The organism is Luteimonas sp. S4-F44, from assembly GCF_022637415.1.
Lineage (GTDB): Bacteria > Pseudomonadota > Gammaproteobacteria > Xanthomonadales > Xanthomonadaceae > Luteimonas.
The window spans coordinates 1823746-1846099 of the sequence record NZ_CP093340.1; the positions used below are offsets into that span (position 1 = coordinate 1823746).

The 22354-nt window shown below is 67.7% G+C and carries 16 protein-coding genes and 2 tRNA genes; 7 read left to right on the forward strand and 11 right to left on the reverse strand.

Features of this window, described 5'->3' with window-relative positions; translation table 11 throughout:
• Window positions 1-9: 9 nt before the first annotated feature.
• From MNO14_RS08310 to MNO14_RS08350, 8 genes are all read right to left on the reverse strand, one after another.
• The gene (locus MNO14_RS08310) at window positions 10-777 is read right to left on the reverse strand and encodes a copper resistance protein B (protein ID WP_241946302.1); all 768 of its coding nucleotides are present in this window, start codon (window positions 775-777) and stop codon (window positions 10-12) included.
• A gap of 455 nt (window positions 778-1232) precedes the next feature.
• Window positions 1233-3062: a copper resistance system multicopper oxidase gene (locus MNO14_RS08320; protein WP_241946207.1), complete on the reverse strand. Its 1830-nt coding sequence runs from the start codon at window positions 3060-3062 to the stop codon at window positions 1233-1235.
• A 78-nt stretch (window positions 3063-3140) separates the two neighbouring features.
• Window positions 3141-3524, reverse strand: a complete 384-nt coding sequence (locus MNO14_RS08325) for a CopL family metal-binding regulatory protein (RefSeq protein WP_241946208.1) — start codon at window positions 3522-3524, stop codon at window positions 3141-3143.
• Window positions 3525-3533: 9 nt separating this feature from the next.
• On the reverse strand, window positions 3534-5369 hold the full coding sequence (locus MNO14_RS08330) for a sensor domain-containing phosphodiesterase (protein ID WP_241946209.1): 1836 nt from the start codon (window positions 5367-5369) through the stop codon (window positions 3534-3536).
• A gap of 135 nt (window positions 5370-5504) precedes the next feature.
• Window positions 5505-5580 (reverse strand) — tRNA-Glu (locus MNO14_RS08335).
• 52 nt (window positions 5581-5632) lie between these two features.
• Window positions 5633-5708 (reverse strand) — tRNA-Ala (locus MNO14_RS08340).
• A 97-nt stretch (window positions 5709-5805) separates the two neighbouring features.
• Window positions 5806-6312, reverse strand: a complete 507-nt coding sequence (locus tag MNO14_RS08345) for a DUF1249 domain-containing protein (protein ID WP_241946210.1) — start codon at window positions 6310-6312, stop codon at window positions 5806-5808.
• Window positions 6313-6368: 56 nt separating this feature from the next.
• Entirely contained in the window at window positions 6369-7190 is an 822-nt protein-coding gene (locus tag MNO14_RS08350; RefSeq protein WP_241946211.1) for a pyruvate, water dikinase regulatory protein, read from the reverse strand.
• 111 nt (window positions 7191-7301) lie between these two features.
• Here MNO14_RS08350 and ppsA point away from each other — a divergent pair, with 111 nt between their 5' ends.
• Window positions 7302-9680, forward strand: coding sequence for a phosphoenolpyruvate synthase (gene ppsA, locus MNO14_RS08355; RefSeq protein WP_241946212.1), 2379 nt, complete (start codon window positions 7302-7304; stop codon window positions 9678-9680).
• 628 nt (window positions 9681-10308) lie between these two features.
• On the opposite strand, the gene orn is transcribed toward ppsA, so the two are convergent.
• The 3 genes from orn to MNO14_RS08370 all read right to left on the reverse strand — a co-directional run bounded on the left by orn (window position 10309) and on the right by MNO14_RS08370 (window position 12156).
• Window positions 10309-10872 (reverse strand): oligoribonuclease, encoded by a 564-nt coding sequence (gene orn / locus MNO14_RS08360; RefSeq protein ID WP_241946213.1) that lies wholly within the window; start codon window positions 10870-10872, stop codon window positions 10309-10311.
• A 65-nt stretch (window positions 10873-10937) separates the two neighbouring features.
• Window positions 10938-11441, reverse strand: a complete 504-nt coding sequence (gene tadA, locus MNO14_RS08365; RefSeq protein ID WP_241946214.1) for a tRNA adenosine(34) deaminase TadA — start codon at window positions 11439-11441, stop codon at window positions 10938-10940.
• 79 nt (window positions 11442-11520) lie between these two features.
• Entirely contained in the window at window positions 11521-12156 is a 636-nt protein-coding gene (locus MNO14_RS08370) for a helix-turn-helix domain-containing protein (protein ID WP_241946215.1), read from the reverse strand.
• Window positions 12157-12457: 301 nt separating this feature from the next.
• Between MNO14_RS08370 and MNO14_RS08375 the strand changes: the two genes are divergently transcribed.
• From MNO14_RS08375 to MNO14_RS08400, 6 genes are all read left to right on the forward strand, one after another.
• On the forward strand, window positions 12458-14428 hold the full coding sequence (locus MNO14_RS08375; RefSeq protein WP_241946216.1) for a serine hydrolase domain-containing protein: 1971 nt from the start codon (window positions 12458-12460) through the stop codon (window positions 14426-14428).
• 30 nt (window positions 14429-14458) lie between these two features.
• Window positions 14459-15457 carry a dipeptide epimerase gene (locus tag MNO14_RS08380; protein ID WP_241946217.1) on the forward strand — a complete coding sequence of 333 codons (999 nt, stop codon included), beginning with the start codon at window positions 14459-14461 and terminating at the stop codon, window positions 15455-15457.
• Window positions 15454-17469 carry a serine hydrolase domain-containing protein gene (locus MNO14_RS08385; RefSeq protein ID WP_241946218.1) on the forward strand — a complete coding sequence of 672 codons (2016 nt, stop codon included), beginning with the start codon at window positions 15454-15456 and terminating at the stop codon, window positions 17467-17469. The genes MNO14_RS08380 and MNO14_RS08385 overlap by 4 nt, the downstream gene beginning before the upstream one ends.
• 19 nt (window positions 17470-17488) lie before the next feature.
• On the forward strand, window positions 17489-18784 hold the full coding sequence (locus MNO14_RS08390; protein WP_241946219.1) for a peptide MFS transporter: 1296 nt from the start codon (window positions 17489-17491) through the stop codon (window positions 18782-18784).
• Window positions 18785-18965: 181 nt separating this feature from the next.
• A complete protein-coding gene (locus MNO14_RS08395; RefSeq protein ID WP_241943323.1) occupies window positions 18966-20117 on the forward strand; it encodes a membrane dipeptidase in 1152 nt (383 codons plus the stop codon).
• 23 nt (window positions 20118-20140) lie between these two features.
• Complete coding sequence (locus tag MNO14_RS08400; protein ID WP_241943324.1) at window positions 20141-22342, forward strand: TonB-dependent receptor; 2202 nt, start codon at window positions 20141-20143, stop codon at window positions 22340-22342.
• Window positions 22343-22354 lie beyond the last annotated feature (12 nt).

The following is a 22354-nucleotide window of genomic DNA, read 5'->3' on the forward strand; positions in this document are numbered from 1 at the left end:
ACGCGTCAGCTAGAACCAGGTCCTGACGCCGATCACCCAGCGTGTCTCGCGGCCGCTGCCGCCGTCGGCCTGCTCGAGCGCTCGGGTCTGGCCGAAGCTGCGCGCGTGTACGAGGCCGATGTACGGGGCGAAGCGCCGGGTGACCTCATAGCGCAGGCGCAGGCCGGCTTCGATCTCGCCCAGGCCGCTGCCGATGCGGCGCTCAGGATCGGCCTCGCTGGCAGCCGCGAGCTCGACCGCCGGCTGCAGGATCAGCCGGTTGGTCAACAGCCACTCGTACTCGATCTCCAACTCGGCGAGCACGCGGCCGCGATCGTCGACATGCGCCATCGCCGAGACCTCGAAGAAGTACGGCGCCAGGCCCTGCACGCCGACACTGGCGTAGGTCTTGGCGCGTCCCGGTGCGAAGACGTGATGAGCGCCGGCGACGACATCCCACCAGGGCGACACGCTGCGGCCATAAAGCGCGTCCACGGAGGCGTCGTGGGTCCGGCCGGCCACGCGTTCGCCGCTGGACTTGAGCCACACGCGGTGCAGATCGCCGCCGATCCAGCTGTCCACCTCCCAGCCCAGGCCGTGGCCGTGATCGGTGTCGAAGCCTTCGAGGCGATCCACGCGGACAAAGTGGCGGATTGCCGAATCGCCCATCGCGTGGGGATGCAATGACGGAAACGCGGCCGCGCGGTCGTCGTCGCTGAGCGCCGGGATCGGTGTGCGCGGCAAGGCGTCCGAAGGCAGGTCGCCTGGCGCAGACGCATGCCCGGCGTGGCGGTCCATCTCGTCTACTGCGTGTCCGCCAGCAGCACGCATCCCGGAGTGATCCATGCCGGAGTGGTCCATCTCCGAGTGATCCATCTCGGAATGGGCCATCCTGGCGTGGTTGTGCGCGGGAGGGTGTGCGCTCGCAGGCGCTGCCCCATGCGACTGCGCTGGATCATGGGCAGGTGTCTTCTGCGCCGTTGGCTCGGGATGGCCGGCATGGTCCGCCCCGGTACGCAGGCTGGCCTCTCTCACGGGCAATGGATGCGCGCCCTCTCCCTCGTGCGTCCCCTCGACGGGCAACGGGTGCCGATCCGTGGACGCTCCCTGCGACGCCGCTGTCGATGTCGATCGATGCGATGCCTCGACATGGCCGTGACCATGCGCATGGTCCTGTGCGTGCGCGCCGCTCGCGACGAGCAGCGCGGCGGCGAGCAACGTGGGCATGCACTTGCGATGCGATGTGGCGGCGCTCATTCGACCACCTGCACTTCGCGGAACATGCCCGCTTCCATGTGATACAGCAGGTGGCAGTGAAACGCCCAACGCCCGAGCGCGTCGGCGCGGACGCGGAAGCTGCGACGCGTCCCGGGCGGCATGTCGACGGTGTGCTTGCGCAAGTGGAAGCGGCCGTCGTCGTCCTCGAGATCGCTCCACATGCCGTGCAGGTGGATGGGATGGGTCATCATCGTGTCGTTGACCAGCACGATGCGAAGGCGTTCGCCGTAGTTGAGCCGCAGCGGCGCGGCATCGCTGAACTTGATGCCGTCGAACGACCAGGCGAACTTCTCCATGTGGCCGGTCAGGTGCAGCTCGACGTCGCGCGATGGCGCACGGCCATCCGGGTCGTCGAACAGGCTGCGCATCGCGCCATAGGTCAATACCGTGCGACCGTTGTCGCGCAGGCCGATGCCGGGGTCGTCGAGCTTCGGCGCTGGGGTCATGGTCTGCATGTCGACGAGCGGATTGCCGCGCTCGCTGTCGGGATGGGCCTGCATCGGCGTGGCGCCATGTCCCATGTCGGCATGGTCCATCGCGGCGTGCCCCATCGCGGTGTGGCCGTGGCCGCCGCCGTGCATCGCCGCGTCGTGAGCGCCCTGCCCCATGCCCTGCCCCGCAGCATGATCCATGCCGTGCATGCCGCCGTGGCCCATGTCGGCCATGGTCAGGATCGGGCGCGGGTCGATCATGGGAACCGGGGCGCGCAGGCCTTCGCGCACGGCGAGCGTGCCGCTGACGAAGCCGGTCCGCCCCATGTCCTGGGCGAAGATCGTGTAGGCGTCCTGGCCAGAGGGCTCGACGATGACGTCGAAGGTCTCGGCCACGGCAATGCGAAACTCGTCGACCGTCACCGGGTGCACGTACTGGCCGTCGGCCGCGACGACCGTCATCTTCAGGCCCGGGATGCGGACGTCGAAGTAGGTCATCGCCGAGCCGTTGATGAAGCGCAGGCGGATCTTCTCGCCGCTGCGGAACAGCGCCGTCCAGTTACCCGGCGACGTCGTGCCGTTCATCAGATAGGTGTAGGTGTGCGCATTGACGTCGGAGATGTCGGTCGGCGTCATCCGCATCTGCCCCCAGGCGCGTCGGTCAGCGAGCGTGGCGCGCCAGCCGTCGCGGCGCACGTCGCGGGCGAAGTCGCCGGCGGTGCGCTTGTACCAGTTATCGTGCTCGGCCATCTGCTTGAGCCGCGCGAACAGCGCACGCGGAGCGAGGTCGGTCCAGTCGGTCAACAGCACGACGTAGTCGCGGTCGTAGGCAAACGGCTCGGGCTCGATGGGATCGATGATCAGCGCGCCGTACATGCCGGCCTGTTCCTGGAACCCGGAATGGCTGTGGTACCAATACGTGCCGCCCTGGCGCACGTCGAAGCGGTACTGGAACGTCTCGCCGCGATGGATGCCGTCGAAGCTCATGCCCGGCACGCCGTCCATGTTCGCTGGCAGCAGGATGCCGTGCCAGTGCACGGAGGTCATGTCGCCGAAGATCGAGCCGGCCGATAGCGCATTGCGCACGCGCAGCGTGACCGTCGAGCCCTCGCGCCAGCGCAGGATCGGCGCGGGCAGGCTGCCGTTGATGGTGGCGGCCGGCCGGGTGCGGCCGGTGAAGTTGACCAGGGTCTCGCCGACCACCAGATCGAAGTCGGTGCCGGCCAGAACACGGCTGTTCGGGGATTGCAGTGCCCAGGACGGGCGCGGCCAGCCGCCCAGGCCGGCGGCCAGGCCACCGAGCGCCAGACCTTGGACAAAACGGCGGCGCGCGGGGTCGAAGCCGCGGCGGCCAGAGGCAATATCGGAAGTCATCGTCACTCCATCCGTAGGATGGCCCACTCGTGCGGGCCCTGCGCCCTGCCCCGGATCGGGGCGGACGATCGGTGCGGATCAGGCGATGACGATGGGGGGGCGGATCGGCTGGATGGCGGCAGGATCGCCCCGCGCCTGGGCCACTTCTGCAGCGTGACGGGCCGGCGCCGGCACCTCCGGCAGGGGCCGCTGGCGCGGTATCAGCACGGCGCTGCAGCCATGCAGGCAGAGACAGCCGCCCTCGTCGTCGCAGGCGTGCGGCGCGGGTGCGCCATTGCGCTCCGACGGGGCGTCGTCGGCTGCGCCGTGGCAAGGTCGCGGGGCGTCGTCGCTCGCCTGGCCGGCGTCGTGCATCGAAGCCGCGTCCTGCATGGCGGGCGCGGCGAAGACCGCGCCCATCGATTCGATCAGGAGCAGGGCGAGCAGCAGGATGCGAACGGCAGTGGCGGAGACCCGGGGCATCGCGACTGATTATAGCGAGCCGGCTTGGCCGACGCCGGCAAGATGCCCGGCCTCGGTGCCGGACAGCGGCGACCTGGAGGCGGCACTGTCGTGCTGCCGGATGAGTGCGATCAGGGCCTCCGGCGCCAGCGGCTGGGAGACGTGGAAGCCCTGGGCTTCGTCGCATTGCCATTCGCACAGCATCGCCAGCTGGCCGGCCGTTTCCACGCCTTCGGCGACCGTGCGATAGCCCAATTCGGTGGACAGCTGGAGCACCGTCCGGATCAACCGTGCGCGGCGCTCGTTGGTCTCGATCCCGGCGAGCAGGCCGCGATCGATCTTGATCGTCGTGGCCGGCAGTTCATTGAGGTAGGAAAAGTTGCTGTAGCCGGCGCCGAAATCGTCGATCGCGACGTTGAATCCCTGCGCCTGCAGCGCGGCGAGCTGGGCGGCGACGCTGCCCTTGTCGCGCAGCCATTCACCCTCGGTCACCTCCACCTCCAGGCGCGCGGGCTCGACATCGAGCTGGCGCGCCAGGTCGGCGATGTACGCCGGCAACTGGCCGTCGCGGAAGTCCGCGCCGGACAGGTTGACCGAGATGTCGAGCGCCACGCCTTGCCGCTCCCACTCCAGCAACTGGGCCAGGGCCTGGCGCAGGACCCAGCGCGTGACCCGCGGCATCAGCGTCGTGCCTTCGATGACCGGAATGAACTCGTCCGGGGTGATGTCGCCGTACTCGGGATGTTGCCAGCGCAGCAAGGCCTCGACCGAGCCCAGGCGCCCGGTCGACAGGCTCAGGCGCGGCTGATACACCAGCGAGAACTCACGGGTCTCCAGGGCGCGCTCGACCTGGGTGGCCAGGCGGTAATGGCGCTGCAGCCGTGCGTCGCGGTCGCGATCGTACTCGCACCAGGGCGCCCCGCTCTCCAGCGCGGCATGCATCGCGGTCACCGCCCGGCGCAGGACGTCGGCCGCATCGTGCGTCGAGAAGCCCGCCACGCCAGCGTGGAAGACGGTCTGCAAGGTCAACCCGCTGCTGACCACCGGCGCGCTGAGTTGCGCACGCAGGTCCGTCAGGATCGCCTCGACCTCGTCGCGCGACTGGCCCGCCAGCACGAAAGCGAACCGGGTGACGCCGACGTGGTAGACCCGCGCGGTGTCGCCCAGCGCGTCGGTCAGGCGAAAGCCCAACTGCCGCACGATCGATTCGACCGGCGCCACGCCCAGCGCCTGAGTCAGCCGATGGGCGCTCGCCACATCGAGCACGTCGATGATGCACAGGTGCGACGGCACCGCGATTGCGGGGGGCGACTGACGCAGGGACTCGCGCAGATCCCAGGTCAACTGCTGGCGGTTCGCCAGGCCGGTGACCGGATCGCGCCGCCCCATCGATCGCAGCAGCGAGATCTGCCCCACCACCAGGTTTGCGAACGAGCGCAGTTGTTCGTGCTCGGCCTCGTCCAGCCGTCGCGGTGCGTAGTCGATCAGGCAGATCGTGCCGACCTTGTAGCCGTCACCAAGCACCAGCGGCGCACCGGCGTAGAAGCGCATGCGCGGCGCCTGCATCACCAGCGGGTTGCGCGAGAACAGCGGATCGGCGGCGAGGTCGGGCACCTCGTAGATATCGTCCTGCTCGATCGCGTGAGTGCAGACCGAGATCTCCCGGCTGGTGCCGCGCAGTTCGGTGCCCACACAGGAGAGAAAGTGCTGGTCCACCTCGTCGACCAAGGAGATGAGGACCGTCTTGACCCGGAACGCGAACGCAGCCAGGGCCACGATCCTGTCCAATTCAGGATTCCCCGCCAGCGACAGCAGATCCAGACTGCGGATCAGCGCGATCCGGTCGGCCTCGTGCAGCTTTCTCACGTCCGTCCTCCCCCTAGGCGACCAACGAAACGCTACTCCTGTGGCGTCGACAAGTCATGACGGCAGTGTGCCGCGCGAGACGGCAAAAAAAACGGGCCACTTCGATGAGAAGTAGCCCGCTCGCAGCGCGTTGAGTGGCGTCCCCACGGGGATTCGAACCCCGGTGTCCACCGTGAAAGGGTGGTGTCCTAGGCCTCTAGACGATGGGGACGCAGAAGCCTGCATCGTGTCGCGGACCGGCCTTGTGGTTCGCGACGAAATTGTGGTGGAGCCAGGCGGGATCGAACCGCCGACCTCCTGCATGCCATGCAGGCGCTCTCCCAGCTGAGCTATGGCCCCACAGTGGGAAGCGCGAAATTGTAGGGATGCCGTGCGGCAACGTCAACAAGTTTTCGCTTCCACTTCGTTCGCAACCTGCGGCCTCCGGGAGGGGCCTTCAGTCGAGCAGTTCGGCTTCGTCGCGAGCGAGGCGCGCATCATCCAGATTCGGACGCAAAGTTGCAACCCCATGCCCCTGCTCCACCAGATATTGCAGCCACTTACCCAGGAACGTGTTCATGCGCAAGCGATGGTCGACCACTTCGGCCGGTGGTGGAAACATGCCGATGACGTCCTGCCAGCGGCGGCCGACATAGCAATGCGTCGCCTCGACCTGGCCGGCGTCGCGATACAGACGCAGGTGCGCGGACGGGTCCGGCTCGCCGGTCAGCGGATCGAGCATGGTGTAGCTCAGCCGCAATTCGGTCGTGTAGCGATGCTGCGCGATCACGTCGAGCCGCACCGTCGGCGTGCCCTGCGCCTGCGACAGGTAGGTGCCGGGAGACAGGTCGCCGGGATGGAACAGCCGCGTGAGCCGGACGTGGTTCTCGGCATACAGCGCCATCAGCCAGCCGAAGCGGCCCAATGCGGGCATCCGGACGCGGGTGGTGTGGACATTCGCCATGTCGCGATCCTACACGCCGTGGAGTGAACCGCCCGGCATCCGGGGCCAGGTCTGCGTCAGTACATCACCCGCTCGATGCCCAGCGTCGACATCACCTTGCTGGAGATCTCCTCGATCGAGGTGTTGGTCGTGCTCAATACCGGGATGCGCTCGGCCCGGAACAGCGACTCGGCCGCGCCGACCTCGTGGCGGCAGGTCTCGAGCTTGGCGTAGCGCGAGTTCGGGCGCCGCTCCTGGCGGATCTGGGCCAGACGTACCGGATCGATCGTCAGGCCGAACAGCTTGGCCCGGTGCGCACGCAGCCGCGGCGGCAACCGATCATGCTCGAGATCCTCGTCGGTGAGCGGATAGTTCGCCGCCCGTACGCCGTGGTGCAGCGCCAGGTAGATGCAGGTCGGCGTCTTGCCGGCGCGCGACACCGCCACCAGGATCACGTCGGCCTCGTCGTAGTTGACCGACATGCCGTCGTCGTGCGCGAGCGCGAAGTTCATCGCATTGATGCGGCGGTGATAGGTGTCGAAGTCGACCATGCCGTGCGCGCGCCCGACGCGCGACTCGCGCGCCTCGACCAGCTCGCGCTCAAGCGGTTCGATGAAGGGCGCGAAGACGTCGAGCACCAGTGCCCCGCTCTCCTCCAGGATGGTCGCCAGGCCCGGATCCACGCAGGAACTGACGACGATCGGGCGTGCGCCCATGACCTCGCCGCGGGCGCGGATCAGCGCCGCGACCTCGCGCGCACGCTCGGGATTGTCGACGAATGGGATCCGATTGGTGCTGAACTGCGTGCCGCTGAACTGGGTCAGCAGGCTGTGGCCGATGGTCTCGGCGGTGATACCGGTGCCATCTGAGACATAGAACACAGGACGGGGGGTCTGCATGACGGGGCCGTCGCATCGGCGAGCGCCGCGGCGCCCGGGAAGGCTAAAATAACCCGTCTCAGCCGGACCCGCCGGTCCGGTCATCCCGATCACGCAACACGGAGCCTCCTCTTGAGCGCCAACATCCTGTGGCTGCACGACCTTCGACTCACCGACCTGGCCCAGGTCGGCGGCAAGAATTCTTCCCTCGGCGAGATGATCGGCAACTTGGCCAAGCTGGGTGTCTCGGTGCCCGGGGGCTTCGCCACGACGGCCGACGCATTCAAGGCGTTCATCGCGCACAACGATCTGCACCAGCGCATCTTCGATCGTCTCGCGCCGCTCGATGTCGAGGACGTGGGCGCACTGACCGCCGCCGGTCGCGAGATCCGCGGCTGGGTCACCGAGGCCCCGCTGCAGCCTGAGCTCGACGCCGACATCCGCAAGGCCTATGCGGCGCTGTGCGCCGACAATGGCGGCGGCGACATCGCGGTCGCGGTGCGCTCCTCGGCCACCGCCGAGGACCTGCCCGACGCGTCATTCGCGGGGCAGCAGGAGACCTTCCTCAACGTCACCGGCGTCGACGACGTGCTGCACAAGATCAAGGAGGTCTTCGCCAGCCTCTACAACGACCGCGCGATCGCCTATCGCGTCCACCACGGTTTCAAGCACGAGGACGTGTTCCTGTCGGCCGGCGTGCAGTTGATGGTGCGCTCGGACATCGGCGCCTCGGGCGTGCTGTTCACGCTCGACACCGAGTCGGGCTTCCGCGATGTGGTGTTCGTGACCTCGAGCTTCGGCCTGGGCGAGATGGTCGTCCAGGGCGCGGTCAACCCCGACGAGTTCTACGTCTACAAGCCCACACTCAGGGCCGGCAAGCCGGCGATCCTGCGCCGCTCGATCGGCGCCAAGCAGCTGCGGATGGTCTATTCCGACGCGCCGGGCGAACGCGTGCGCACCGAGGAGACGCCGGCCGAACTGCGCAACACCTTCTCGCTCGACGACGAAGACGTGCAGGAACTTTCACGCCAGGCGCTGATCATCGAAGAGCACTACCAGCGGCCGATGGACATCGAATGGGCGAAGGACGGCGCCAGCGGCAAGCTGTTCATCGTCCAGGCGCGCCCGGAGACGGTGAAATCGCGCGCCAAGAACACCCAGATCGAACGCTTCACGCTGGAGCAGCGCGGCGAGGTGGTCTGTGAAGGCCGCGCGATCGGCCAGAAGATCGGCGCGGGCGTGGCGCGCGTGGTGCGCCGGCTCGAGGACATGGATCGGGTCCGCCCTGGCGACGTGCTCGTCGCCGACATGACCGATCCGGACTGGGAGCCGGTGATGAAGCGCGCGTCGGCGATCGTCACCAATCGCGGCGGCCGCACCTGCCATGCGGCGATCATTGCCCGCGAGCTCGGCGTGCCCGCCGTGGTCGGCACCGGCAACGCGCTGGAGACGATCGAGGACGGCCAGGAGGTCACGGTCAGCTGCGCCGAGGGCGATACCGGCTACATCTATGCCGGCAAACTGCCGTTTGAGCGCACCACGACCGATCTGACTTCGATGCCCGAGGCGCCGCTGAAGATCATGATGAACGTGGCCAATCCCGAGCGCGCGTTCGACTTCGGCCAACTGCCCAACGCCGGCATCGGCCTGGCGCGCCTGGAGATGATCATCGCCGCGCATATCGGCGTACATCCCAACGCGCTGCTGCAGTACGACCGGCAGGACGCGGAGACGAAGAAGAAGATCGACGCCAAGACCGTCGGCTACCGCAGCCCAGTCGATTTCTATGTCGATCGCCTGGCCGAGGGCATCGCGACGCTGACCGCGTCGGTTGCGCCCAACCCGGTGATCGTGCGCCTGTCGGACTTCAAGTCCAACGAGTACGCCAACCTCATCGGCGGCAGCAACTTCGAGCCTCACGAAGAGAACCCGATGATCGGCTTCCGCGGCGCCAGCCGCTACGTCGACGACTCGTTCGCCGAGGCATTTGCGCTCGAATGCCGCGCGGTGCTCAAGGTCCGCAACACCATGGGCCTGGAGAACCTGTGGGTGATGATCCCGTTCGTGCGCACGCTCGACGAAGGCCGCAAGGTCGTCGAGGTGCTGGAGAAGAACGGCCTGAAACAGGGCGAGAACGGCCTGAAGATCATCATGATGTGCGAGGTGCCGTCCAACGCGCTGCTGGCCGACGAATTCCTCGAGATCTTCGACGGCTTCTCGATCGGCTCCAACGATCTCACCCAGCTCACGCTGGGCCTGGATCGCGATTCGTCGATCGTCGCGCACCTGTTCGACGAGCGTGATCCGGCGGTCAAGAAGCTGCTGTCGATGGCGATCAAGGCCGCCCGCGCGAAGGGCAAGTACGTCGGCATCTGCGGCCAGGGGCCGTCGGATCATCCGGATCTGGCGCAGTGGCTGATGGAAGAAGGCATCGAGTCGGTGTCGCTCAACCCCGACACCGTGGTCGATACCTGGCTGAGGCTGGCCAAGTCCAAGGCACGCGCGAGCTGACTGCCCTGCTCCACGAAAAGCCCGGGATGTTCCCGGGCTTTTTTGTAGCTTCCGCGCGAGAAAGGCGCTCACTTCGGGCGGGCATCGGCCTGCCGGGCGGTAGCCGCTTTTCCCTCGGTCAAGGCATCCTGCCTTGACTCGGGCGCGCGCCATCCTTGGCGCGCTCGACGCGGCCACCGCCCGCCAGTCCGCTGCCGAGGTCGTTCGAAGAGTGACTTCGATTGAAGTGCGCATGTTCTGCCGGTCGGGAAGGCCTGCCGGTTCGCTCCGACCACTCCGCCTCACGGAGCCGGATTGCGCGGCATGTCGCACACATACAGCTTGCGCTCGCCACCGCCCGGCAAGCAGGCTCTACGCCCCTAGGGTGCGCTATCGCACCCCCCAACCAGCCCGACGCACTGAGCCTGCCAGTGCGCGATTTCTCCCAGCATGCGACGTTGCGTGTACTCGAAGCCGGGGCGCACACGTCTGCAGCAGCGGACTGGCGGCCGGTGGCCGCGCCAAACGCGCCAAGGATGGCGCGCGCCCGAGTCAAGGCAGGATGCCTTGACCGAGGGAAGAGCGGCCACCGGCCGGCAGGCCGATGCCTATCCGAAGACGGAATCCACGGCCCCGTTCTCGCGAGAACTCAAGGCTGCGCCAGCGCCGCCATGTGGCGCCGGTAGTGCCGGAGCTCGTCGATCGAATCGTGCACATCGCTCAGCGCGGTATGCGCCGAATGCTTGGTGAAGCCCGACAGGATCTGCGGCGCCCAGCGACGCGCCAGCTCCTTGAGCGTGCTCACGTCCAGATTGCGGTAATGGAAGAACTTCTCCAGCGCCGGCATCTGCCGATGCAGGAAGCGCCGATCCTGGCAGATCGAATTGCCGCACATCGGCGAGCGACCCGGCTCGACCCACTGCTGCAGGAACGCCAGCGTGCGCGCCTGCGCCTCGGCCAGACCGACCCCCTGCTCCAGCGAGCGCGCCCACAGCCCCGAACGCGTGTGCTGATTGCGATTCCAGTCGTCCATCGCCTCGAGCACATCGAGCGGCTGCACGATCGCCAATTCAGGACCTTCGGCCAGCACGTTGAGATCGCCGTCGGTGATCACGGTGGCGATCTCGAGAATCTGATCGTGGTCGGTGTCCAGACCGGTCATCTCCAGATCGATCCAGATCAACCGGGTATCGCTGTGCCTGTCGGCATTCATGGGCAGGTCGCCATCGCTGTCGTGGCGCGCATGATATCGCAGCGGTCCATATCCCTCGCCCGCGTTCAGCGCAGCGGGCGGCCGCGCTTGCGACGGAAGTAATTCGTCAGCATCGGCCCGGCGATCTCGGCCAGCACCCCGGCGGTCACCGCCACCCGGTGGTTGTGCCGTGGATCGCCCAGCACGTCGAACACGCTGCCCGCCGCGCCGGTCTTGGGGTCGAACGCCCCGAACACCACGCGCGCGATGCGCGCATGGATCATCGCCATCGCGCACATCGCGCAGGGCTCGAGCGTGACCACCAGCGTGCAGCCCACCAGCCGGTGGTTGCCCAAGGCCCGCCCCGCGCGGCGCATCGCCACGACCTCCGCATGCGCGCTGGGATCGTGCTCGGCGATATTGCGGTTCCAGCCCTCGCCGATCACCTCGCCCTCCGGCGAGACGATCAGCGCCCCGACCGGAATTTCGTCGTCCTCGATCATCGCCTGTTCGGCGAGCAGCAGCGCCCGGCGCATCCACGCCGCGTCGGCGGCGGCATCGATCGCAATGGGCGCGCGCGGTTCCGGCATGCCGACATTATGGCCCGTGGCGGTCAGCACGTCCCCTGCCCTGCGTGCGCACGCACGGCAAGGCAGGGCCACGCTGAGCTCAGAGGCTGCCTTCCTGCTCGTGCAGGGTGATCAGCGATTCCATCAGGTCTTCGTCCGCGCTCGAACACACGCCGAGCAGCAGTGCTTCCTCGCAGCCGGTATCGACGATGTAGGCATGTCCCATCTGGCTGTCGATGTAGATGCCCTCGCCTTCGCTGAGCACCACCGGGTCGTAGAACTCGCTGTGCACCTGGACCCGGCCTTCGAGCACGTGGATGTACTCCTCGCCGGGATGGCGCACCAGATCGCCGAACTCGGCCGTCGTCTTGGCGCGGACCCTGGTGACGATCGGGATCATGCGTTTGCGCCGCAATTCGGTGCACAGATAGAAGTAGTCGTAATTGTCGGTCTTGACCCGCAACGCCTTGTCCAGCGTGCCAATGCTGCGGCGGGCGGTCACCGCCTGCGGCGCGGCGCCGGGCTCGGGCTCGGCGAACAGCTCCGACACGCGCATGTTCAAGCGCTGCGCCAGGTGCTGGAGCTTGTCGTAGGTCAGCGTCAGTCGGTCGTGCTCGATCTTCGACAGGGTGGACAGCGGGATGGCGGTGTGTTCGCTCATCTCCCTGAGCGTCCAGCCCCGGCGCGTGCGCAAGCCGCGCAGCAGGGTTCCGAGCGTGGGGCTCTTCGGACTCATCGACAGGCCTTGTCCTTTGCAATGAAGGTGTGCGCACGATACTACGCGCGGATGAACACCATCCTGATCAGGATGTTTTCTTGGTGCGGGCGACGCGATCGCCTTGTACCGCTCGATCGCGTCCAGGCCAGCCGGACGCAGACACCACGACGGACCAGGTGGCGGGTGCCCCGTATCGCAATCGACACCACGCAATGTTTGACATTTCTCTGATCAGGAATAATGTAGCCTGATTGAGATATCTTCGGCGGTGCCGGGCTCACCTGCATCGCTCTCGGATTGCCGTCGAGGGGGTCATCGCATGCGTCTGTGGACGTGGCTTGTCGTGTTGTGTTGTGCCACCGCCGCGAGCGTTCCAGCCTTCGCCCGGCAATCGGGGGCGGCGATCGTGCCGCCGCCGGTCGAAGCACCTGCATTGATCGAGGCCGATGTCGGCACCTGGCTGGACGGCTTCCTGCCGTACGCGATCGAGCGCGGCGATATCGCCGGCGCGGTCGTCACGGTGGTCAAGAACGGCCGGATTCTGGTGCGCCGCGGCTACGGCTTCGCCGACGTCGAGCAGCGGATCCCGGTCGATCCGGACACCACCCTGTTCCGGGTGGCGTCGGTCTCCAAGTTGTTCACCTGGACGGCGGTGATGCAACTGGTCGAGGCCGGACAGCTGGACCTGGACGCGGACATCAACCGCTATCTGGACTTCGACGTTCCCGGGCGCGGCGCGCCGATCACGCTGCGGCACCTGATGACGCATACCGCCGGGTTCGAAGCCAACATCAAGAACATGTGGACCAGCGAGGCTGTCGCCGAGGCCGACGGCCTCGCGCTCGGCCCCTATCTCGCGCACTGGGTCCCGAAGCGGATTTTCGCGCCCGGCACCACGCCCGCCTACTCGAACTACGGCACGAGCCTGGCCGGTTACATCGTCGAGCGCGTCTCCGGCCTGCCCTTCCCCGAGTACGTCGAGCGCAGGATCTATGCGCCGCTGCAGATGCATCACGCCAGCTTCCGGCAGCCGCTGCCGCCGGCGCTGCGCGGCCACGCGTCGCAGGCATACGCACGCGGCTCGGGCCAGGCGCGCGCGTTCGAGGTCACGCCGTCGGTTCCGGCCGGCGGCATGTCGGCCAGCGGCTCGGACATGGCGCGATTCATGATCGCCCACCTGTCCGCGGCCGGTGGCCACGACACCCCGATCCTGCGCGCGTCGACCAGCGCACAGATGCTGACCCCGCAGACACGCTTCGCGCCGCCGCTGCACACGATGGCGCTGGGGTTCTACGAGGTCGATGTCAACGGCCAACGGGTGGTCTCGCATGCCGGCGATACCTTCTCCTTCCACTCGCAGCTGTTCCTGTTCCGCGACCACGACGTGGGTCTGTTCGTGTCCTTCAACAGCGCGGGAGTTGGCGGCGTCACAGGGCCGATCCGCCGTGAACTGCTGGAACGTTTCGCCGACCGTTATTTCCCCGCCACCGCGCCGGCGCCGGCGCCTGCCGTCGATGTGGCCCTGGCCGCCGAGCAGGCGCGTCGTCTGGCCGCGCCCGCCTATCGCGAGGCGCGACGCACCGAGACAGGACTGGGACGGATCACGGTCCTGTCGCAGGCACGCCTGCAGGCGCTCGACGATGGCAGCCTGCGCTTCGAGCGCATGAAGCAGCCCAACGGACAGCCGACGCTGTTCAAGCCGGTCGGCCCCTGGCTGTGGCAGGCGGCACACAACGAAGTGCGTCTGGCGGCGATCCTCAAGGAGGGTCGGCCGGTCGGCTTCGCCGTCGATTCGGCGGCACCCTTCAATGTCTTCCTGCAGATCGAAGGCTACCGCTCGGTGACCTGGCTCAAGCCACTGCTGATCGCTGCGGTCATCGTGCTGGTGTCCACCGTGCTGGCCTGGCCGATCGCGGCGATCGTCCGACGCCGCTACGGCCGCCACCTGGATTGGTCGCCGGTCTCATTGCGCGCCTATCGCCTGAGCCGCGTGTCCTGCGCCTGGCTGCTGCTGATGCCGGCCGCCGGACTGGCCGTGATGGCCTGGGGTTCGGCGGATTTCGCACGCTTCGACGGCCGCCTCGACCCGATCGTGATCCTGCTGGGTATCGGCAGCGTCATCGCCATCGTCGGCGGCATCGCGGCGACGGCCTGGCATCTGTTGCAGACCCTGCGCAGCCGACGCGGCGTGTTCGCGATCCTGCGGGCCGCACTGCTGCTGGCGTCGGCCTGCGTGCTCGCCTACGTCCTGGTCCTGATCGGCCTAACCGATTTCGCCCTCGATTACTGACCCCTCGCCGCACGTCGGCTGGAGACCGCCATGAGATTGACTCTGCAGATCGACAAGCTGCGCATGCTCGCCCCGTTCCGGATCAGCGGCTATGTCTTCGAGCACGCGCCGGTGCTGCGCGTGGAACTGGAAGACCAGGGCCACCGCGGTCGCGGCGAGGCCAGCGGCGTCTACTATCTCGACGACACGCCCGAGCAGATGCAGGCGACGCTCGAAGGTCTGCGCGACCAGATCGAGGCCGGCGTCACCCGCGCCGACCTGCAGCAACTGCTGCCGCGCGGCGGCGCCCGCAATGCGCTGGACTGCGCCCTGTGGGATCTGGAGGCCAGTCGCGCAGGCAAGCCGGCGTGGGCGCTGGCGGGTCTGCAACAGGTCCGTCCGCTGCTGACCACCTGGACACTCGGCGCCGACGACCCGGCGACGATGCAATCGATCGCGATCAACCGGTATGCGCCGGCCAAGGCGCTCAAGCTCAAGCTCAGCGGCGAACTGGAAGTCGATATCGAGCGCGTCCGCGTGGTGCGTCAGGCGCGCCCGGATGTCTGGATCGGCGTGGACGCCAACCAGGGCTACACCGTCGACGTGCTCGACGCGCTCATTCCTGTGCTGATGGACCACGATGTCCGGCTGCTCGAGCAGCCGCTGCGACGCGGGCGCGAGGCCGATCTCAAGGGCTTCGCCAGGCCGCTGCCGTTCGCCGCCGACGAAAGCGTGCAGGACGTGTCCGAGATTGGCGCGCTCGAAGGCCTGTTCGACGTCATCAACATCAAGCTCGACAAGTCCGGCGGCCTGACCGAAGGCCTGGCGATGGTCGAAACGGCACGCGCGCTGGGCATGCGGGTCATGGTCGGCAACATGATGGGCAGCAGCTGGGCGATGGCCCCGGCGTTCATCGTCGGGCAGCACTGCGACGTGGTCGATCTCGACGGTCCGCTGGTGCTGGCCGAAGACCGGGTGCCCGGCGTCCGCTACGACGACGGCCTGATCCATTGCGACGACAGTGTCTGGGGAACAGGAGTGCAGTCATGACGGTGTTGAACACCACGATCCGCCGCTGGTCGCGATTTGCATCCGGGCTGCTGCTCGCGAGCGCCGCCCTGTGTGTGCCGTTGCAGGCACAGGTGCCGGCGCCGGAGCCGGCATCGCCCGCTGCCCAAGCGCCCGCTGTCCCGCAGGACGGCCCGCCCGCAGGCGATGGCGCGCTCGATGCGGCGCGTGTCGACACCTTCCTCGACGGACTGGTGCCCTACCTGATGGCGCAGGGCGATCTCGCCGGTGCAGTGGTGACCGTGGTCGAGAACGGTCGCGTCGTCACCGAGCGCGGGTTCGGCTTCGCCGATGTCGCCAAGCGCACGCCGGTCGATCCACAGACCACGCTGTTCCGCCCCGGCTCGATCTCCAAGCTGTTCGTCTGGACGGCGGTGATGCAGCTTGTCGAACAGGGCCGTCTCGATCTCGACACCGACATCAACACCTATCTCGACTTCCAGGTCCCGACCAAGGGCCAGCCGATCACGCTGCGCCAGGTGATGACGCATACCACGGGCCTGGAAGAACGCATGCGCCATCTCATCGTGCTGGGCCCCGACCATCCAGACACCGACGAGCAGTACCTCAAGGACTGGGTGCCCGAGCAGATCTTCGCGCCGGGCACCAAGCCGGCGTACTCCAACTACGCCACCGGCGTGGCGGCCTACATCGTCGCGCGCATCAGCGGGCAGTCGTTCGAGGACTACGCGCAGGCGCACATTCTCGGCCCGCTGGGCATGCAGTACGCCAGCTTCCAGCAACAACTGCCCGCCGAGCTCCTGCCGCATGTGGCCAATGGCTACCGGCTCGGCTCCGGCGACGCCTGGCTGGCGGAGAAGACCACCGCACCCGGCATCGGCGGCCTGTACGCGTCGGGCGGGTCGATGGCGCGCTTCATGCTGGCGATGCTCAACCACGGCGAACTCGACGGCCAGCGCATCCTGCGCCCCGAAAGCGTCGCGCAGATGTTCGCGCCCCAACCGGCGATCCTGCCCCACCTGCCGCGGATGGCGCTGGGCTGGATGACCTCCGACACCGGCGGCTACGACACGCGCTCGCACGGCGGCACCACGCTGTTCTTCTATTCGTGGCTGTACCTGGTGCCCGAACGCAACATCGGCCTGTTCGTGTCCACCAACAGTGCCGGCCGCGATGCCGCGGGGTCGGCATTGCGTGCGCAGGTCTGGGAGCGCTTCGTCGCCGAATTCCTGCCGCAGCGCCCGATCGTCGCCGCCGGCCCGGGCGTCGATGCCGACACCGCCCGCGCCCACGCGGCTGCACTGGCGAGGGTGAGCTGGCAGAGCACACGCCGCTCCGATAGCTCCTACCTGCGCGTGGTGAACCTGCTGTCGCCGGTGCGGATACATCCGCAGGCCGACGGCACGATCACCGTCGATGGCCAGAAGGGGCTCAACGGCCAGCTGCTGCGGTGGCGGGAAGTGGCGCCGTGGCTGTGGCAGGAAGCGCACGGCCGCGGCCTGCTCGAAGTGAAGATCGAGGACGGCAAGCCCGTCTACTTCTCGGCCGGCCCCTTCGCCTCGGTGTTCGGCTACGAGCCCTTCCCCGCCTGGCGCTCGCCCGGTTGGCTGCGCCCTGCCCTGCTGGTGTCGCTCGCGTTGCTGGTGCTGTCGGCGCTCCTGCGCGTCGGTGGCGTGTTCGTGCGGCGCCATTACGGCGTGGCGGCACCTGTCGACGCCCGCGGTCTGCGCGCTGCGCAGACACTGTCGATCACCGTGCTGCTGGCAGGCGTCCTGGCATGGGCGCTGTATGCCCAGGCGATCTCGGCGCCGGGCGGCGTGGCGGACTATCGCGACCTGCCGCTGCTGCTGGTGCAGGCGCTGTCGTGGCTGGGCGTGTTGGCCGCGTTGGTCCTGGTCTGGGTGGCGGTCCGCAAGCCTGCGACGTGGCCGCGCTTGCGTCGCTTCGGCAGCTGGGTCGTGGCGCTGGCCGGGCTGGTGCTCGCCTTCGTCAGCTGGACGCAAGGGCTGCTGACCACTGGCGTGCAGGTGTAGACAGCGGCGGGGACCCACCATGCACAACCAGTCCCCGCGGTCCTGGTTCGGGCAACCGCCCGGCCTGACCATCCTGTTCCTGACCGAGATGTGGGAGAAGTTCTCCTACTTCGGGATGCGGGCGCTGCTGGTCTATTACATGACCAAGCAGTTGCTGTTCTCGCAGGAACAGGCCTCGCTGGTCTACGGGCTGTACACCGCCCTGGCGTATCTGACGCCTGTGTTCGGCGGGCTGGTGGCCGACCGCTGGCTGGGCAAGCGCCGCGCGGTGATCGCGGGCGGCGCGGTGATGGCGTTCGGCCATTTTCTGATGGCCTTCGACGCCCTGCTGTATCCGGCGCTGCTGGCGATCGTGCTCGGCAATGGTCTGTTCCTGCCGACCCTGCCCGGCCAGGTCGGCGATCTGTACCGGCGCGAGGACCCGCGTCGCGGTTCGGCGTTCAATGTCTACTACGTTGGCATCAACCTCGGCGCGTTCCTCGCGCCACTGGTGTGCGGCACCCTCGGCGAGGTCTACGGCTGGCACGTGGGCTTCGCCGCGGCCGGCATCGGCATGCTCCTCGGTCTGGCGATCTATGTCGGCGGGCGCCGGCACCTGCCGCCGGATCCGCCGCGCACCGTCGGCACGACCCTGCCGCTGTCGACACTGTGGCAACCGGCCTATCGCCCGGTGCTGCAGCTGATGGCGATGGTTGCCGGGCTGGTGGTGGTGTTCCGGCTGGCCTACGAGCAGATCGGTAACACCATCGCGATCTGGCTCGACACCGGCGTCGACCGGGTGGTCACGGCGGACTTCACCATTCCAATGACCTGGTTCTTCTCGCTCAACCCGTTGCTGGTGTTCCTGATCACGCCATGGCTGGTCCGGGCCTGGACCCGACAAGCGCGGATCGGCCGTGAGCCGCCGCCGTTGACCAAGATGGCGATCGGGGCGGCCGTGGTCGGTGGCGCCTTCGCCCTCGTCGCGGTGCTCGGCGGCACACCCGCCGCGCAGGTCGGCTGGCTGTGGGCCGCACTGTTCTTCGCGGTGTTCACCTTCGGCGAACTCTTCATCCTGCCGGTCGGACTCGGCCTGTTCGCACGGCTGGCGCCCGTCGGCTTCGGCGCGACGATCATCGCTGCGTGGTTCCTGGCCTCGTTCGGCGGCAACCTGCTGGCGGGTGCGGCCGGCACGCTGTGGTCGCGCACCTCCGCGCATGTGTTCTTCGCCGCGATGGCCGGCGTCTGCGCAGTCGTCGCCCTGCTGCTGTGGCGACTGGAACGCCGCGCCCGCCCGCTGCTCGCCGGGCAGACCGCCGACCCGGGCGCGCATTGAACGCCGGCCTGCGGGCGACGCGATCGCCGTGCATCGATCTGCGCAGCGCATGCTGCGACGCAACACAGAATCAGGACAATGCGTCCTGATAGTCCTTGACAATTTTCTGATCAGGATAAATATTCCCGTAACGGGATTATCGGAAAGGACTGTCATGTCGACCGCACCGCGGACCCCTACTGTGACCCGCCGCCGCCTGCTCGGCGGCGTGGCCGCCCTGGCCGCAGGCGCGATCGCGTTTCCCGTCATCGCACGCGGCCGCCATGCCGTGGTGCCCGGCGTCGCGACCGCCTACTCCACGCGTGCGATCGACCTGGTCCGCGAGTCCCTGGTCATCGACATGCTCGGCGTGATCAAGCTCGACTTCCGCCCCGAGTACCCGGCGATCCGGATCAGTGAGCAGGACGCGGCCGACATGCGCGCCAGCGGCATTACCGCGCTCCATCACGCGGTCGGTCTCGGCGGTCCGGACGCATTCCAGGACACGCTCAAGTACATGGCCGCATGGAACGGCTTCGTCGGCCGCAACAGCCATGTGTTCACGCTGGTCGGCGAGGCGGACGACCTCGACCGGGCCAAGGCCGATGGCAAGGTCGCGGTGATGATCGGTGTGCAGAACGCCGAGCATTTCCGCACGCCGGCCGATGTCGCGATGTTCTACGGCCTGGGCATGCGCTGCGCCCAGCTCACCTATAACGCCCAGAACCTGCTCGGGTCGGGCGCCACCGACCGGGTCGACGGTGGGGTCAGCGATTTCGGCGTGCAGATCATCGAGGCGATGAACGCATCGGGCATGCTGATCGACGTCTCCCACTGCGGGGAACGCACCACACTCGACACGATCGAGCTGTCGCCGCGCCCGGTCGCGATCACCCATTCCAACTGCCGCGCGCTCAACGACCACCCGCGGGTCAAGACCGACGAGGCGATCCGCAAGCTCGCGGCCAAGGGCGGTGTCATGGGCATCACCGGCGTGCGCATGTTCGTGCGCGACCGCGAGCCCACGACGATCGAGCACATGGTCGACCACATCGACCATGTCGTGAAGCTGGTGGGCATCGACCATGTCGGCATCGGCTCGGACGCCGATCTGCACGGCTACGACGACATGCCCGGCGACCAGGGCGCGGCGTTGCGCGCCGGCTACAAGGCCAGCTACGCCTTCCGCGAGCGGATCGACACCGACGGCTTCGACCATCCCCGCAAGACCTACGACCTCGTCGAGGTCCTGATCCGTCGCGGCTACAGCGATGGCCATATCCGCCAGATCCTCGGCGGCAATTTCCGGCGTCTGCTCGGCCAGACCTGGAAACCGATCGTTCTTCCCACCTGATCACACCCATTGCGGAGCCCGGCATGCGCACGATGAAACGTTCGATTCTCGCCTCCACGCTGGCCATGTGTTGTGCCGGCCAGCTCCCCCAGGCGTTCGCGCAGGACGCACAGGATGAGGGCGGTCGCACGGTGCCCGATGCGGTGGAGCTCGACCGCGTGGTCGCCACTGCGCAGAAGCGCAGCGAGAGCATCATGGACGTGCCGATGGGCATCAGCGTGATCGGCGAGAGCCGGCTCGAATCGATCAACGCCAGCAGCCTGACCGACTACGCCGCCTACGTGCCCGGCTTCCAGGTCGACAGCGGCGGTGCCCCTGGCATCACCTCGATCGCGTTGCGCGGCATGGCGCCGCTGGGGACCGGCGCGATCATCGGCACCTACATCGACGACAGCCCGATCAACGCCAGCGGCAACAAACAGCGCACCGGCAGCTACGCGCTTGATCTGCTGCCCTACGACGTGGAGAGCGTGGAAGTTCTGCGCGGCCCGCAGGGCACGCTGTATGGCGCATCGGCGATGGGCGGTCTGCTCAAGTACATCACGCGTTCGGCCGATCCCGATCATTTCGAGTTCCGGGCCGGCATGGACGTCAACCACGTCGGTGCGGCCGACGACCTGGGCACCGGCGTGCGCATGGCCGCGAACGTCCCGCTGAGCGAAGGACGGGCGGGTATGCGCGTGAGTTTCGCGCGGCAGGCCACGCCCGGCTATGTCGACGAGTCCAAGCTCGGCTTGACTGACACCAACGACTACGAACAGCTGGCTGCGCGCCTGGCCTTCACCTTCAATCTGTCGGAGGCCGTGCAACTGCGCCTGCAGGGCCTGTGGCAGAAGGTCGATGCCGATTCGGTGGCCGAGGTCGGCCTTGACCCGGACACCCTGCGTCCCGAGCGAGGCATGCTCGATGGCACGTCCGCGTTGCTGCAGCCCTATCGCAACGAGATCGATTTCTACTCGGCCACGCTGGACTGGGATCTGGGATGGGCCGACTTCGTCTCCGCCAGCTCGTTCGTGTCGACCCGTCTGGCGGTCACCCAGGACGCCTCCCCATCCTACGGCGTTGCCTGGCCACTGTTCGGTGCCAGCGCCGGCACCGCGGCGTTCGATCTGGACATGGAGAACCGCAAGTTTACCCAGGAGATCCGCCTGACCTCGAAGACGGGCGACCGGCTGGACTGGCTGGTCGGTGCGTTCTATACCGACGAGGACAACGACAATGCGCAGTCGGTCCTCGGCTGGGACGGCGACGGCGACGCGCTGCCGTTCAATCCGGCCGCCGTCATCGCGCTGCCCAATACCTACGAGGAGACGGCGGCGTTCGCCGATGTGACCTGGAAGTTGTCGCCGCGCTTCGACCTATCCGGCGGCGCACGCGTGGCGCGCAATACGCAGTGGTACAACCAGCTCACGACGGGCGCGCTGGTCGGCGAGGCCGACGAGGTTGGCAATTCAAGCGAGACGGTCAAGACCTGGAAGCTCGCCTCGCGCTGGCATCTCAATCCCGACGCCATGCTCTATGCGCGCGTGGCCACCGGCTACCGCGCCGGTGGGCCGAACCTCGCGCTGCCGGGCGTGCCTTCGATGGTGGCCTCGGACACCTCGCGCAACTACGAACTGGGCTTCAAGACCCAGTTCTGGCAGCGGCGGGCGATGCTCGACGTGGCGCTGTTCCGCATCGACTGGTCCGGCCTGCAGGTCGGCGCGGTCACCGATACCGGTCTCAACTATCTGGCCAATGCCGGCGACGCGCGCAGCGAAGGCGCGGAACTGAGTTTCCTGCTACAGGCGACACAGGGGCTGACCTGGGGCGTCAATGCGGCCTATACCGATTCGAACATCGGTGAACAGGTGCCACCGGAGAGCGGATTGATACCGGGTGGTCGTATGCCGCTCACGCCACGGCGCAGCTGGTCGACGACGCTCGACTACGATTTCGACGTCACCGCCGGCTGGCGCGGCAAGGTCGGCGGGGGATATCGCTACACCGGCGATCGTACCGGGATCAACGGCTATCCGATCGAGGCCTACGAGTCGGTCGACCTGCATGCCGAACTCAGCAACATGACCTGGACCTGGCGGCTGTACGTGCGCAACGCCACCGACGAGCAGAGCTACCTGTCGATCAGCGAGTGGCCGAGCGCGTTGACCGGTGAAGTCGCGCAGCTGCGCGGCGTGCCGCTGCAGCCACGCACGGTCGGCGTCTCGATCGACTACCGCTTCTGAGGTCCGCTGCAC

Excerpts from the sequence above, each read along its gene's own strand:
- MNO14_RS08310 (WP_241946302.1), bottom strand. The coding sequence starts at position 777 with ATGGACCGCCACGCCGGGCATGCGTCTGCGCCAGGCGACCTGCCTTCG.
- MNO14_RS08400 (WP_241943324.1), top strand. The coding sequence starts at position 20,141 with ATGCGCACGATGAAACGTTCGATTCTCGCCTCCACGCTGGCCATGTGT.
- MNO14_RS08370 (WP_241946215.1), bottom strand. The coding sequence starts at position 12,156 with ATGAGTCCGAAGAGCCCCACGCTCGGAACCCTGCTGCGCGGCTTGCGC.
- MNO14_RS08320 (WP_241946207.1), bottom strand. The coding sequence starts at position 3,062 with ATGACTTCCGATATTGCCTCTGGCCGCCGCGGCTTCGACCCCGCGCGC.
- MNO14_RS08325 (WP_241946208.1), bottom strand. The coding sequence starts at position 3,524 with ATGCCCCGGGTCTCCGCCACTGCCGTTCGCATCCTGCTGCTCGCCCTG.
- tadA (WP_241946214.1), bottom strand. The coding sequence starts at position 11,441 with ATGCCGGAACCGCGCGCGCCCATTGCGATCGATGCCGCCGCCGACGCG.
- MNO14_RS08350 (WP_241946211.1), bottom strand. The coding sequence starts at position 7,190 with ATGCAGACCCCCCGTCCTGTGTTCTATGTCTCAGATGGCACCGGTATC.
- MNO14_RS08385 (WP_241946218.1), top strand. The coding sequence starts at position 15,454 with ATGACGGTGTTGAACACCACGATCCGCCGCTGGTCGCGATTTGCATCC.
- MNO14_RS08390 (WP_241946219.1), top strand. The coding sequence starts at position 17,489 with ATGCACAACCAGTCCCCGCGGTCCTGGTTCGGGCAACCGCCCGGCCTG.
- MNO14_RS08375 (WP_241946216.1), top strand. The coding sequence starts at position 12,458 with ATGCGTCTGTGGACGTGGCTTGTCGTGTTGTGTTGTGCCACCGCCGCG.
- orn (WP_241946213.1), bottom strand. The coding sequence starts at position 10,872 with ATGAATGCCGACAGGCACAGCGATACCCGGTTGATCTGGATCGATCTG.
- MNO14_RS08345 (WP_241946210.1), bottom strand. The coding sequence starts at position 6,312 with ATGGCGAATGTCCACACCACCCGCGTCCGGATGCCCGCATTGGGCCGC.
- MNO14_RS08380 (WP_241946217.1), top strand. The coding sequence starts at position 14,459 with ATGAGATTGACTCTGCAGATCGACAAGCTGCGCATGCTCGCCCCGTTC.